This window comes from Polaribacter butkevichii (assembly GCF_038024105.1).
Lineage (GTDB): Bacteria > Bacteroidota > Bacteroidia > Flavobacteriales > Flavobacteriaceae > Polaribacter > Polaribacter butkevichii.
Genome location: NZ_CP150661.1, coordinates 1266893 through 1281142, shown reverse-complemented (window position 1 = coordinate 1281142; position 14250 = coordinate 1266893). Strand labels below are relative to the sequence as shown.

General features: G+C 30.3%; 8 protein-coding genes. 4 read left to right on the top strand and 4 right to left on the bottom strand.

Annotated elements, in window-relative coordinates:
* Window positions 1-25: 25 nt before the first annotated feature.
* Window positions 26-1882, bottom strand: a complete 1857-nt coding sequence (locus WG951_RS05240; RefSeq protein WP_245893511.1) for an LTA synthase family protein — start codon at window positions 1880-1882, stop codon at window positions 26-28.
* A gap of 21 nt (window positions 1883-1903) precedes the next feature.
* Window positions 1904-2935: a tRNA (adenosine(37)-N6)-threonylcarbamoyltransferase complex transferase subunit TsaD gene (tsaD, locus tag WG951_RS05235; RefSeq protein ID WP_105049137.1), complete on the bottom strand. Its 1032-nt coding sequence runs from the start codon at window positions 2933-2935 to the stop codon at window positions 1904-1906.
* 221 nt (window positions 2936-3156) lie between these two features.
* Here tsaD and WG951_RS05230 point away from each other — a divergent pair, with 221 nt between their 5' ends.
* The 3 genes from WG951_RS05230 to gap all read left to right on the top strand — a co-directional run bounded on the left by WG951_RS05230 (window position 3157) and on the right by gap (window position 9794).
* On the top strand, window positions 3157-7560 hold the full coding sequence (locus WG951_RS05230; protein WP_105049136.1) for a translocation/assembly module TamB domain-containing protein: 4404 nt from the start codon (window positions 3157-3159) through the stop codon (window positions 7558-7560).
* 224 nt (window positions 7561-7784) lie between these two features.
* Window positions 7785-8768, top strand: coding sequence for a 6-phosphofructokinase (gene pfkA / locus WG951_RS05225; RefSeq protein WP_105049135.1), 984 nt, complete (start codon window positions 7785-7787; stop codon window positions 8766-8768).
* 24 nt (window positions 8769-8792) lie between these two features.
* Entirely contained in the window at window positions 8793-9794 is a 1002-nt protein-coding gene (gene gap, locus WG951_RS05220; RefSeq protein ID WP_105049134.1) for a type I glyceraldehyde-3-phosphate dehydrogenase, read from the top strand.
* A gap of 118 nt (window positions 9795-9912) precedes the next feature.
* Here the strand turns inward: gap and WG951_RS05215 are convergent, their stop codons facing one another.
* Window positions 9913-10293 (bottom strand): RidA family protein, encoded by a 381-nt coding sequence (locus WG951_RS05215; RefSeq protein WP_105049133.1) that lies wholly within the window; start codon window positions 10291-10293, stop codon window positions 9913-9915.
* A 105-nt stretch (window positions 10294-10398) separates the two neighbouring features.
* Window positions 10399-13050, bottom strand: a complete 2652-nt coding sequence (locus tag WG951_RS05210) for a putative LPS assembly protein LptD (RefSeq protein ID WP_211296714.1) — start codon at window positions 13048-13050, stop codon at window positions 10399-10401.
* 92 nt (window positions 13051-13142) lie between these two features.
* On the opposite strand from WG951_RS05210, the gene WG951_RS05205 reads away from it, so the two are divergent.
* A complete protein-coding gene (locus WG951_RS05205; protein WP_105049132.1) occupies window positions 13143-14237 on the top strand; it encodes an N-acetylmuramoyl-L-alanine amidase family protein in 1095 nt (364 codons plus the stop codon).
* The last annotated feature ends 13 nt before the right edge of the window (window positions 14238-14250 follow it).

The window sequence follows — 14250 nt, the reverse complement described above, 5'->3', positions numbered from 1 at the left end:
TCTCTCTTTTTTATAAATATAAAAACTATTTACGGTCCATAAAATCTTGAAAAGCATCTTGCGAAATTGCTTTTCCTAAGGAATCTAATACGGTAGCGGCTGTACCTTCTTCTAAAATTGGTTTTTTACTTACATAATCAAATAAATAAAGACCATTTTTGGTTAATGTACCAAACCCTTTGTTAAATATATAATGCGCGTATTGTTTGTTAGAGGTATTAAAGATGTTTTTACTGAATTTAAAATCAGAATTATCTCCTTTTAATAAATCTAGTAATGTGTAAGAAATGTCTATTTGACTGGCAATATTATCAATTTTAATTCCTTTTTGGTGTAAAGCTCCACCTAGCCATAGCATTGGTATTTTAAATTTTTTAGGCGAATTAAAAGCTCCTTCATGTTTAGGAGTACGATGCCCATGATCTGCAACAATAATAATTAAAGTGTTTTTGTACCAAGGTTGTTGTTTTGCAAATTTTATAAAATTACCAATGGTTTTATCAGTGTAAGCATGTGCACTTCTAAATTTATTTTCTTCTGTATCTTTGCCGAATTTATAGGTGTCAGGGAACTCGTAAGGCTCATGACTGGTAAGTGTTAAGGCAATTTTAAAAAAAGGTTGGCTCTGTTTGTTTTCTAAATCTTTAGCAAAACGATTCATAAAAACATGATCATGAGCGCCCCATTTAGAATTCCAGTCTTTTTTGTCAAAATCATTTCCATCCACAAAATTGGTAATTCCTGCATTTCGTAAATAGGTATTCATGTTACCAAAGTTTAAATCTCCACCGTAATAAAAGGAAGTTTTGTAACCTAAATCAATCATTTTTTTAGGTAACATGGGTAAGCTTCTTGTTTTATTTGGCATTTTCATAATGCTCTGAGTCGGTTGTGGGTAATAACCGCTTAAAATAGCAGGAATTCCTTTATCTGTTCTATCTCCATTTGCGTAAAAATTTGTGAATAGAATTCCTTCTTTAGAAAGTTTGTTGAGGTTTTCTGTTACGTTAGGCTCGCCACCTAAACAGCCAACAACTTTTGCGGTTAAACTTTCCCAAACAATTAAAATAACATTGGGGTTAGTAGTGTTTAAAATACTATCTGTATTTGCTGTTAACAGTTTGTTTTGTCTTTTATTGATGATGTTTTTTGCAACTTCTTCATCAAAATATTTATATACATTTTTAGTAATAGACTTATGAGTGAGTGCGTTAAAAAAGTTCCATCCATAATTAATGGCTGCATGGTTAGCAAACATTTTTTTAGAAAAATAAACGTTACTTTGGTTAACAGGTATGGTTTGTAAACCACCTCTAACAGGTATAATTAGGGCGGCAGTTATCAATAAAAAAATAACAGATTGTAGCCAGAAACCTTGTTGAACGTTATTTATTTTATTAGTAATTACTTTATTAAAAATTTTAATAAAAAGAAAAGAAATAATTACCCAAAAAAAAGTGCCTGTAATTTTTTGAAATGTAGATGCAGAAGCAATCATAATTTCAGGAGTATTTAAATACTTTAAGAAAGAAGTGTCTAAGCGAGTGCCCCAAGATTGGTATAAACTGGCATCAATAATTAATAATAAACTTAAAATAATAATAAGAGTTGCCGAGTACCATTTTATAATAACTCCTATTTTTTTAGGGTTGATAAAAACAGAAAAAAGGATTGCTAAAAACGGAATGAAACATAAATAAGCAGCAAAAGAGCTATCTAATCGTAAACCGTAAATAAAAGTATTTAATGTAGTTAAAAATCCTAAATCCTTGGTGTTATCAAAATAAAAAAGCAGGAAAAAGAAACGCGCAAATGCAAAGTATCCAATCCATAAAAGAAAATAGTAAATATTGAATAAAAGCCTGTTTTTAAATGTTTTCAAGGAGTGAATTCTATGAGTTAATTATGCGTTTTCTGATACTTTTAAACGAGCCTTTGCGGTTACGGAAACATCAGAATAATCGTTGTTTAAGTATTTTAAATACCCTGTTATAGCAATCATTGCTGCATTATCTGTTGTGTATTCAAATTTAGGGATGTAAGTAGTCCATCCAAAATGTTTCTCTGCTAATTGTAAACGAGCTCTAATTTCTGAATTTGCAGAAACCCCACCAGCAATAGCTATGTGTTTAATACCTGTTTGTTTAACCGCATTTTTTAATTTATCCATTAAAATTTCTACAATAGTATATTGTATAGAGGCACAAATGTCATTGAGGTTTTCTTCAATAAAATTAGGATTTATTCTTACTTGTTTCTGAATAAAGTATAAAATTCCGGTTTTTAATCCACTAAAACTAAAATCTAAATCGCCTACTTTAGGTTTTGTAAATTGAAAAGCTTTTGGGTTTCCTAATTTTGCGTGTTTGTCTATTAAAGGGCCTCCAGGATATTTTAAGCCTAAAATTTTTGCAGATTTATCAAAAGCTTCACCAACCGCATCATCTATGGTTTCACCTAAAACTTCCATTTCAAAATGATTGGTAACCTTAACAATTTGCGTATGTCCACCACTAATTGTTAAGCATATAAAAGGAAAAGGAGGCATTTTTTTGCCATCATCTTCAATAAAGTGCGATAATATGTGTGCTTGCATATGGTTTACATCAATTAAAGGAATTTGTAAACCTAAAGCAAGAGACTTTGCAAAAGAAGTGCCTACTAACAAAGACCCCATTAAACCAGGACCTCTAGTAAATGCAATTGCAGACAAATTTTCTTTAGTAATACCTGCTTGTTCTATGGCTTGTTGTACTACTGGCACAATGTTTTGTTGATGCGCTCTAGAAGCTAATTCTGGCACAACTCCGCCATATTTAGAATGTATTACTTGGTTGGCAACAACATTACTTTGCACTTTGTTGTTACAAATTACAGAAGCACTCGTATCGTCACAAGAAGATTCAATACCTAAAATATAAACAGGTTTTTTCATTAAAAAGGTTAATTTAAAGCAAAATTAAGGATAATTTTAGGTTGTCGTCCTTTTTTAAGAATAGAAATTTAATTCTTTGTTAAAATTGCACGTTCTTTGTAATAATTGGCAGTGTTTTTGATTCGTTTATATCATCTTTGTTACATTCATTTTAAATAAAAATCATTATCAAAAAAGTTGGAAAAATATTACTAAAATGGCTTAAGTACTTTGTACTCTTTTTGCTATTTGTTATTATTTTACTTTCTATACCAGCTATTCAAACAAAATTAGGAAATTACGCTACTAAAAAATTAAATGAAGATTTTAATACTAATATTTCTATAGAAAAAATAGATCTATCTTTTTTAGGAAATGTACAGTTAAAAGGAGTAGAAATTAGAGATCATCACCAAGATACTTTAATCTTTGTAAAAAAATTAAGTACTTCTATTTTAAATGCAAAAAAAGTTTTAGAAAGTCAAGTTAATTTAGGTAGTATTTCTTTAGATGGAGGGTATGTTTATATGAAAACATATAAAGGAGAAAAAGATGATAGTATGTCTGTTTTTATAGATGGCTTTGATGATGGTTCTCCTAAAGACTCTTTGGCGCCAAAGTTTATATTAAAATCTTCTAATGTTTATGTTAGTGATTTAAACTATAAATTGATTGATGATAATCGTAAAAGTCCTATTTTATTTTCTGCATCAAACGTAGGTGGAAATTTGCAAGATATGTTAGTTTACGGACCTGATTTTTCATCAAAAATTAGAGGCCTCTATTTAAAAGATAACAGAGGATTAGATATTACAAACCTTACTACCGATTTTTCGTATTCTAAAACAGCAATGCATTTTGTAAATACAACGCTACAAACAAGAGAATCAGAAATTAAGGCAAATATAGATTTTACTTACAAAAGAGAAGATTTAATAGATTTTAATAATAAAGTAAATATAACAGCATCCTTTGTTAAAAGTAAAGTTTCTGTGCAAGACTTAAAAAAATATTACAATGAGTTAAGTGGTAATGATGATATATACTTTTCTGGAAATTTAAAAGGTAAATTAAATAATTTTTCTTTAAATAAACTTTGGTTAACTTCTAGAAAAGGAATTAAAGTAATTGGTGATTTAGATTTTGTAAATGCTGTTAACTTTGAAAAAGGGTTTGTCTTTAGAGGTGATTTAAGAGATTTAACAGCTACTTATAAAGATTTAAAAAGTGTTTTGCCAAATGTTTTAGGAAAGACGTTGCCTTCGGAATTTATAAAATTTGGTAAGTTTACAATAAAAGGAACGGTTGATGTTACCCCAAAGGAAATAAAAGCGAACCTAGATTTAAATTCGGAAATAGGTGCGGTAGTTTCTGATTTACAGATCTCTAATATAGATGATATTGATTACGCTGCTTATAGCGGTAAAATTGCATTAAATAAGTTTAATGTTGGCGAATTGTTTAACGATCCTTTGTTTGGAGAAGCTTCTTTAAAAGGAGATGTAGAAGGAAGTGGATTTAAGCTAGAAAATATTAATACTTCTTTTATAGGTACAGTTTCTGAACTCAATTTTAAAAACTATACCTATAAAAATATTGAGGCAAATGGGCAATACCAAAACAATAAATTTGATGGAGATTTAAAAATTGATGATGTTAATTTTAAAATGAAATTTAATGGGTTGGCAGATTTATCTACAGAGGTAAATAAGTTCGATTTTAAATCTAATATTGAATATTTAAATTTAAAAGAAACAAACCTTTTTACCAGAGATAGTATTGCTGTTTTAAAAGGAGATATAGCGTTAGATGTAGAAGGTAATACGTTTGATGATATAACGGGTAAAGCTACGTTTAAAAATGTTTTATACACCAATCAATCAGAAGAGTATAATTTTAAAGAATTTAATGTAACATCATCTTTAAAAGATAGTATTAAAACCATAGAAGTATCTTCTAAAGATATTGCAAAAGGGTATCTTTCTGGTAAGTTTTCTTTTTCAGAACTGTTACCTGTGTCGCAAAATGCTTTGGGTAGTATTTATACAAATTATACACCTTATAAGGTAGCTCCTAATCAATTTTTAGATTTTAATTTTACCATATACAATCAAATTGTAACTGTATTTTTTCCTGATATTTCTATAGATGATAATACAAAAATCAAAGGAAAAATAAAGGCAGATAAAAATCAATTGAGATTAACTGTTTCATCTCCAAAAATTGAAGCTTATGGTAATGAAGTAAAAGATCTTTTGTTAAGGACAGATAATCAAAACCCGCTTTATAATTCGCATTTAACAGCCTCTGAAGTACATACAAAATATTATGATGTTTCTAAGTTAAACCTCTTAAGTTTAAACCAGAATGATACTTTGTATTTTAAATCGGTGTTTAAAGGAGGAGTAAAGAAAAATGAAAATTTTAACCTTGATTTCTTTTATACCTTTAATCCCGAAGGGAAATCTGTGGTTGGTTTTGAAAAATCGTCATTTATATTTAAAGAAAACACGTGGGAAATTAATCCTAATGAGTTAAATAAAAACAAAGTTACGTTTAATATAAAAGAAAATGATTTTAATTTTAGTCAGTTTAAATTAACCTCAGGCGAACAAAAAATAGAATTTTCAGGAACTTTAAAAGGAGATTCAGAAAAAATACTTTTAGCTGATTTTACAAAAGTAAAACTGCAAAGTTTTTTACCTAAAATAGATAGTTTGTCTTTAAAAGGAAAACTTTCTGGGCACTTAGATTTTGTACAAAACAAAGGCGTATATAGTCCGGAAGCATTGCTTTCTATTAAAGATTTTCAAGTAAATAACTTTAAACAAGGAGATTTATCTTTAAATGTAAAAGGAGATAATTCTTACGAAAAGTATAATGTTGATTTGTCTATAAATAATGAAAAAGTAAAAAGTATTGCTGCAACAGGTTCTTTAGATTTTTCAGAAAAAAGACCTTTGATTGATTTAGAGGTTTATTTAGAGGAATTTGGTCTTGATGCTTTTAGTCCATTAGGCCAAGACGTTTTATCCTCTATAAGAGGAGTGGCAAGTGGCGATTTTTCTTTAAGAGGTTTTTTAGGAAATCCAGAAATGGAAGGGACACTTACCCTAAAAGATGCTGGTTTAAAGTTTCCGTATTTAAATGTAGATTATGATTTTGAAGGAGAATCTATTATTAGTTTGCAAGAACAATCTTTTATCTTTGAAGGAGTTTCATTAATAGATACCAAACACAAAAGTAGAGGGCGGCTTATTGGAGATATAACCCATTTAAATTTTAAGAAATGGTTTTTAAATATTGAAATAGAAAGTAATAATTTATTGGTCTTAGATACCGAAAATACAGATGAAGCATTGTACTATGGTACCGCTTTTATAGATGGTGTTGCTAATATTACAGGTTTAACAGACCAACTAACTATAGATATTAATGCTAAAACAATGGCGGGAACTAGTTTTGTAGTTCCTTTAAAAGATGTAGAAACCGTAGATAGTTATAGTTTAATTCATTTTAAATCTAAAGATTCAGAAGTTAAAAAGAATCAAAAAGAAGTTGCTTTAGAAGCCATTAAAGGACTGTCTTTAAATATAGACTTAGATGTAACAAAAGACGCCACAGCACAGGTTGTTATCGATGAGATAAACGGGAGTCAGTTAACCGGTTCAGGTAAAGGAAACCTTCGAATAGAAATAAATACCCGTGGTAAATTTAATATGTTTGGCGATTATACGATTGACAGTGGAGTTTACGATTTTAAATACGGAGGTATTGTAAATAAACCATTTTTAATACAAAAAGGAGGCACCGTTTCTTGGAACGGAAACCCTTATGAAGCTAATTTAGATGTTACTGCAATTTACAAAGCAAAAGCAAACCCAGGTGTTTTATTACAGAATTTTAATTCTAATAGAAAAATTGAAGTAGACTTGGTAACCAGAATAACAGGAGGTTTGTTTAGTTCTAAGCAAGATTTAGATATTCAATTAACCAACGTAGACCCAACAATTGCAAGTGAGTTAGAGTTTATTTTAAATGATAATAATGTAAACGAAAAAACAACTCAATTTATATCATTACTTGCTTTAGGTAATTTTGCAAACCCAGATAAAGCAGACTTTAGTGCGAGTGAAACTTTTTCTAATACAGCTTCTAGTGCTGTTTCTACAGCTTTTTCTAGTTTATTAAATAATCCTGATGGTAAATTTCAATTAGGGGTAGATTATCAACAAGGGTATAGTGGGAGTGATGTAGATAGGCTTAATATAGATAATCAGGTAGATGTTTCTGTAAGTACACAATTAGGCGATAAAGTAATTATTAATGGTAAAGTAGGTGTGCCTGTTGGCACACAAACTCAATCTAGTGTTGTAGGAGAAGTTAAAGTAGAGGTATTGTTAAATAAAGAAGGTAATTTTAGAGGAGTTATTTTTAACAGACAAAACGAAATACAATATTCTACAGAAGAAGATGGCTACACACAAGGAGTGGGGCTTTCTTATCAAGTTAACTTTAACACCCTTTCTGGCTTATTAAATAAAATAAGAGGTAAAAAAGGTAAAATAAGAAAACCTAAAGCACCTGTTAAAAAAGATTCCGCAAAGAAATTAAGAGAAAATTTAATTAATTTTGAAGGAAACTAAAAAAATATCTATTTATTAGTAAAGGTGATTTTTATCATTTAATTTTCTTGCTTCCAAGGTTAATTTTGCGTTTCAAAAAATTAACAAAATAATAATGAAAACTATTAAAATTGATTAAAAAAAAACAGCTACTTTTCACTTATAATGGCGAGAATTAGCCTAAAACGATTTCGTAGTTTTATTATTTTAAATGGTTATAAAGCAGTAAATTTACATCAGAATATATGAAAAAAATTACAAAAATAGCAGTTATGACTTCTGGAGGAGACGCTCCGGGGATGAACGCCGCAATTAGAGCCGTAGTTAGGTCTTGTGCTTACTATAGTTTAGGTTGTGTAGGTATATATAGAGGGTATGAAGGTTTAATTGAAGACGATCTAGTAGATTTAAATGCAAGAAGCGTTCATAATATTATTAACAAAGGAGGTACTATCTTAAAATCGGCAAGATCTAAAGGATTTAGAACCAAAGAAGGCAGGCAAAAAGCTTACGAGAACTTAATGGAACGTGAGGTAGATGCTATGGTGGTAATTGGTGGAGACGGTTCTTTTACTGGGGCAGTATTGTTTAATGAAGAATTTGGTTTTCCGGTAATTGGTATTCCAGGAACTATTGATAATGATATTTTTGGAACTTCTCATACATTAGGATATGATACCGCTTTAAATACAGCAGTAGAAGCAATTGATAAGATTAGAGATACAGCATCTTCACACAACAGACTTTTCTTTGTAGAGGTAATGGGGCGTGATGCAGGTTTTATTGCTTTAAATGCAGGTGTAGGAGCAGGAGCAGAAGAAATCTTAATACCTGAAGAAGATTTAGGATTAGATAGATTACTAGAATCTTTAGAAAAAAGTAGAAGAGCAGGTAAGTCATCTAGTATTGTTGTAGTGGCAGAAGGTGATAAATCTGGTAGAAACGTGTATGAATTAGCTTCTTATGTAGAAGAAAATTTACCTCAGTACGATGTTAGAGTTAGTATCTTAGGGCATATGCAAAGAGGTGGTTCTCCTTCATGCTTTGATAGAGTTTTAGCAAGTAGATTAGGTGTAAAAGCAGTAGAGTTATTATTAGACGGTCAAACCAATTTAATGGTAGGTTTAAAAGATAATAAAGTAATAAGTACAGATATTAAAGAAGCAATTTCAGGTGGTCATTCAATAAACTATGAGTTACTTAGAATTTCTGATATTATAACAACATAAAATAATTAATTAAAAATTAGTAAAATGATTAAAATAGGAATTAACGGGTTTGGAAGAATTGGAAGATTAGCATTCAGATCTACAGTAAATAGAAAAGACGTACAAGTAGTAGCAATTAATGATTTATTAGATGTAGATTATTTAGCTTACATGTTAAAATACGATTCAGTTCATGGTAAATTTGATGGAACTGTTGATGTAAAAGACGGTAAATTAATTGTAAACGGTAACGAAATTAGAATTACAGCAGAAAGAGATCCAGCTAACTTAAAGTGGGATGAAGTTGAAGCAGAATATGTAATTGAATCTACAGGATTTTTCTTAACAGAAGAAACTGCAGGAAAACACTTAGAAGCAGGAGCTAAAAAAGTAGTTTTATCTGCACCTTCTAAAGATCATACACCAATGTTTGTAATGGGTGTAAATAATACTGAGTTAAAAGCAGATCAAAAGATTTTTTCTAACGCATCTTGTACTACTAACTGTTTATCTCCTATCGCTAAAGTATTAAACGATAACTGGGGTATTTCAGAAGGATTAATGACAACTGTACACGCTGCAACTGCAACTCAAAAAACTGTTGATGGTCCTTCTATGAAAGACTGGAGAGGTGGACGTTCTGCAATTGGTAACGTAATACCTTCTTCTACAGGAGCTGCAAAAGCTGTTGGAAAAGTAATTCCTGCTTTAGATGGAAAATTAACTGGTATGGCTTTCAGAATTCCAACTATGGATGTTTCTGTTGTTGATTTAACAGTTAAATTAGAAAAACCAGCTACTTATGCAGAAATTTGTGCTGCAATGAAAGCTGCTTCTGAAAGTGGAGCTATGAAAGGTGTTTTAGGATACACTGAAGATATGGTAGTTTCTCAAGACTTTGTTGGAGATACTCGTACTTCTATCTTTGATGCAAAAGCAGGTATCGCATTAAATGATAACTTTGTAAAAGTTGTTTCTTGGTATGATAACGAAATAGGATACTCAACTAAAATAGTTGATTTAATTGAATATGCAGCTTCTTTATAAGAACTCAAAAATAAATTCAATAAAAAACCTGATAGATTAATTTCTATCAGGTTTTTTTAGTTTTGAATACTGAATACTGAATACTGAATACTGAATACTGAATACTGAATACTGAATATTATTTTACAGCAATAGCGCTAATTTCTACATTTACAAATTTAGGTAAGTTAGCTACTTCCACAGTTTCTCTTGCCGGAGCCGTTTCTTCATTAAAATAGTTTCCGTAAACCTCGTTTATTTCTCCAAAATTATTCATATCAGAAATAAATATAGATGTTTTAATTACGTTTTCAAAAGTCATATCAGCAGCAGCTAAAACTTCTTTTAAATTTTCCATAACTTGTGTTGTTTCTTCTTTAATAGAGTCTAAAACAAGTTTTCCTGTATTAGGGTTAATAGCTATTTGGCCAGAAGTATATAAAGTGTTTCCGCTTAATGCCGCTTGGTTATATGGGCCTATTGGAGCTGGTGCTTTTGTAGTTGTTATTATTTTTTTCATTTTTTTAAAGTTTCAAAGTTTCAAAGTTTTCATTTTTGCTAACTGCTAACTGCTAACTGCTAACTGCTAACTGCTAACTGCTAACTGCTAACTGCTAACTGCTAACTAGAATAACCTTCTGTCTGCTGGTTTGTTTTTATCCCATTTTAAATCTGATAATACAGAAGATTTTACCCCTATAAAGAAGGTGTAAGAAGAATTTGTACCAAAAGGAACCCAGTTAAAATTAAATTGCCAGCTATCTAAATCTCTTGTAAAATTAAATCTAGAAAACGTAAATGCACCTCCTTTAACATCGTATCCAGAAGAATACCCCATTTTCCATTTAGGAGATAACTCTAGATTACCGCTAAACATAATACTGTGTATACCTATATTTCCACCATCTATACCGTTATTGGTATAACTTGTAGAATATGCCAAATTTATAGACCAAGGTATGTCTGCTCTATATAGTTTTGCTTCTTTGTTTTTATCTTTCTCTTCAGTATTAATGCCTTTTTGTTCTCCAAATCGATCCGTTGGGTTTATATCTGCTCCAATAACATCAGGAGTGTTGTTTGCGTTGTTGTTTTGTTTGTCTTTCTTGTCTTTATCAAAATCAGCACTAGAAATAGAATAATTTGCGGTTAAACTTGCATTGGTTAAGCGCAGTATGTTTGCATTGTATTCATTAATTCTTATTCCTTTACTGTTTACTTTATAAGGATCCATAGAACCACTTAAATTAACAGATAATTTATCTTTAAACAATCGTGTTCCTGCAGAAAAACTAACAGGAGACCATCGTAAACTATCCGCAGCAATATTATAAGAACTACTAAAGTTTAAATTATTTAAAATGGTAATTTTTTCATCCTCTTCATCACTATCTGGGTCTTTAGGTGCTACTTTGGCTTCAATTACGTTGTTTAACGAAATTCCTATAGAATTACTTAGTCCTGATGATGGAGCTCCGTAGATACCTTGGTCATAAACGGTGTAGTCTAATAAATCGGTAGCATCTGCACTTTGTTGTACTTGCTGAATGTATTTATCTTTAAAATCGGGTCTGTATGAATAAGAAATAGAAGGCCTAAAAGTATGTCTAATTGTTTTTAAACGTCCTTTCTTAAAATTGAAGGTACCATAAATATTTGTAGATAAACTAATACCAGCATTGTATTCTCTATAACTTTTAAAACCTCTAAGAGTATCGGTTACTACAACATTGTCTGTAATGTCGTATTTTTTTTGAATATAATCAAATTGCCACGTTTCTTCATAATTTGCACTTGGTGATAAAGTAAAGTATTTAAATGCTTTTATGTTTGTGCTGGTTCCTGTTTTATGTTGTACACCAGATCTTGCTGTTTCAAACATTTTAGCAGTAAAAAACTCATCATCATTGGTGTTAATTAAATACTGACCTTGCATGGTGTAATTAAAACCCATTTTTTGAATAGGCGTTTTTTGTACACCACCTTTTCCTGCAAACGGATATACCCTGTTCATATTTACAGTTAGCGATGGTAAAGTCATCGTAATTTGTTCTGTATTGGTGTTTTGTTGATGACTTGCCGTAAGGTTCATGTTAAAAGGTGTACCAACAAATGTTTTACTATAGTTTATAGATGAATTAAATGTATTTGTTTGTGTCTGAGAAACATTATATTGATTTTGTGATTCTCTAAAGAACTTACTACTACCTAGGTTTACAGAAGCTGTAAATCTAGAATTAGGACTCGCTTTTGCATCTTGACTATGAGACCATCTAATATTAAAATTATTGGCTTTGCTATAATTATCAAAACCTCTAATTCCGTTAATATTATTTTCAAAATTGAAACTAAAAGAACCACTAAAACGATATCTTTTTCTGTAGTTAGAGCTTATTCTGGTTCCCCAACTTCCATTAGAGTAAGCATCACCTAAAACAGTTAAATCCATATAATCACTTATAGCAAAGTAATAACCACCGTTTTGAAAACCGATACCTCTATCACTACTACCTGTATCAAAAGCCGGAATTAAAAAACCAGATACACTTGTTTCCGTTATCGGAAAATAGGCAAATGGTAAAAAGATAGGTGTGGGTATGTCTGCCAAAACTAAATTACTTGTACCAACAATAATCTTTTTTCCAGGAACAAGTTTTGCTTTGTCTGTAGCAATATAATAATCGGGTACTTTTTTTTCTGATGTTGTAAAACGGATGTTTCTAATGTAAATAGTAGAGTCGTTTACACGTTTGGTTTTTTCACCATAGGTAAACATTTCTCCTTGTTTGGTTTTTAAACCGTAAATTAATGCTCTTTTACTTTTTAAATTATAGATAATAGAATCTTGTTCAGATTCTTGACTACCTTGTTTAAAAACGGGGCGCTGTGTGTACCCTGTACTATCTATAATTCCTTTAGCAAAAACGGTGTTCTTTTTATAATCTACTATTATTATTCCTGCTTTTAAATCGATGTCTGTATACGTAATATTCGCTTCGTTATAAAGTGTAACTTTTTTGTTCTTTGCGTCTTGTATGGTGTAGTCTTTAGCTACGTGTACAATAAGATCTTCTATAGTTTCTTTAGGTTTTAAAGAATCTAATGCAATTGTATCCGCTTTTTTTAAGGCTAAAGAGTCTTTTGTGCTTTTAAAGATAGAGTCTTTCTTAGCTACAGAAAGTGCCGTTGTGTTCTTAGATTTAAGGTCTTGTGAAAAGCCTATTTCTATAAAAAATATAGAGCAAAATAAAAGAATGTATGATAGGTTTGTTTGCAATGCTTTAAATGCTATTTTTGTATAAAGGTAAAAGTATGGCTCAATATTTGGAACACCAAATTTAAGAAGCCAAAATTAGTTAAATTTTATTGATGCATTTTAAACAAAACAACAAAATTAATATCAAAGTAAGAAATCTTTTATTTTTTTTCTTTGCATTCTCCTTTTTGATGAATTCATCAACGGTGTTTGCTCAGAAAAAATACGTCATAGTTATTGATGCAGGCCATGGAGGAAAAGATCCTGGTAATCTAGGAAATGGTTATAAAGAAAAGAATATAGCATTAAAAGTTGCCTTAAATATTGGTAAAAACTTATCTAAAAAGAAAGATATAAAAGTAATTTACACCCGTAATAAAGATGTTTTTATTGATTTGTGGAAAAGGGGAGACATCGCTAATCATGCAAAAGCAGACTTATTTATATCGATACATTGCGATTCTCATACATCAAATGCCTACGGAGCAGGAACCTTTGTTCTGGGGTTAAGAGGTAATAAAAAAAACTTAGAAATTGCAAAAAGAGAAAATGCAGCCATTTTTTTAGAGGATAATTACAAAGATAAATATGTGGGGTTTGATTCTAATTCGGCAGAATCTGTTATTGGGTTATCTTTATTGCAAGAAGAAAATTTAGATAGAAGTTTGGCCATGGCTAGCCTAATACAGAATAATTTTGTCTTTAAATTAAAAAGGCACGATCGTAAGGTAAAGCAAGATAATTTTCAGGTTTTAAGAGAAACCATTATGCCAAGTGTTTTGGTAGAACTAGGTTTTTTAACCAATAAAACAGAAGGTAGGTTCTTAAATTCTAAAAAAGGGCAAGAGCAAATGGGGAATGCTATTTCAGATGCTGTGTTAAATTATATTAGTAATTTAAAGTTAAATACAGTTATTAATAATGTAGTAGAAGGTAAAGAGATAGTAGGAAATGTAGAGTATAAAGTGCAAATTGCTTCTGGAAAAAATAAAATAGCAACTAAATCATACAATTTTAAAGGCTTAAAAGATGTTGAGAGAGTTTCTATAGGGAATTTTTATAAATATTATTTTGGAAATACTTCTAATTATAAAAATGTAAAGCAATCGTTAAAGGTTGCTAAATCTAAAGGATATAGATCTGCTTTTATTGTGGCATTTATGAATGGAGAAAAAATATCTGTTCAAGAAGCTATTAAAATGCAGTAGTTTTGGTGGTTTC

What these genes read in the sequence shown, in the direction of transcription:
- tsaD (WP_105049137.1), bottom strand. Translation starts at nt 2,935, where the DNA reads ATGAAAAAACCTGTTTATATTTTAGGTATTGAATCTTCTTGTGACGAT.
- pfkA (WP_105049135.1), top strand. Translation starts at nt 7,785, where the DNA reads ATGAAAAAAATTACAAAAATAGCAGTTATGACTTCTGGAGGAGACGCT.
- gap (WP_105049134.1), top strand. Translation starts at nt 8,793, where the DNA reads ATGATTAAAATAGGAATTAACGGGTTTGGAAGAATTGGAAGATTAGCA.
- WG951_RS05215 (WP_105049133.1), bottom strand. Translation starts at nt 10,293, where the DNA reads ATGAAAAAAATAATAACAACTACAAAAGCACCAGCTCCAATAGGCCCA.
- WG951_RS05205 (WP_105049132.1), top strand. Translation starts at nt 13,143, where the DNA reads ATGCATTTTAAACAAAACAACAAAATTAATATCAAAGTAAGAAATCTT.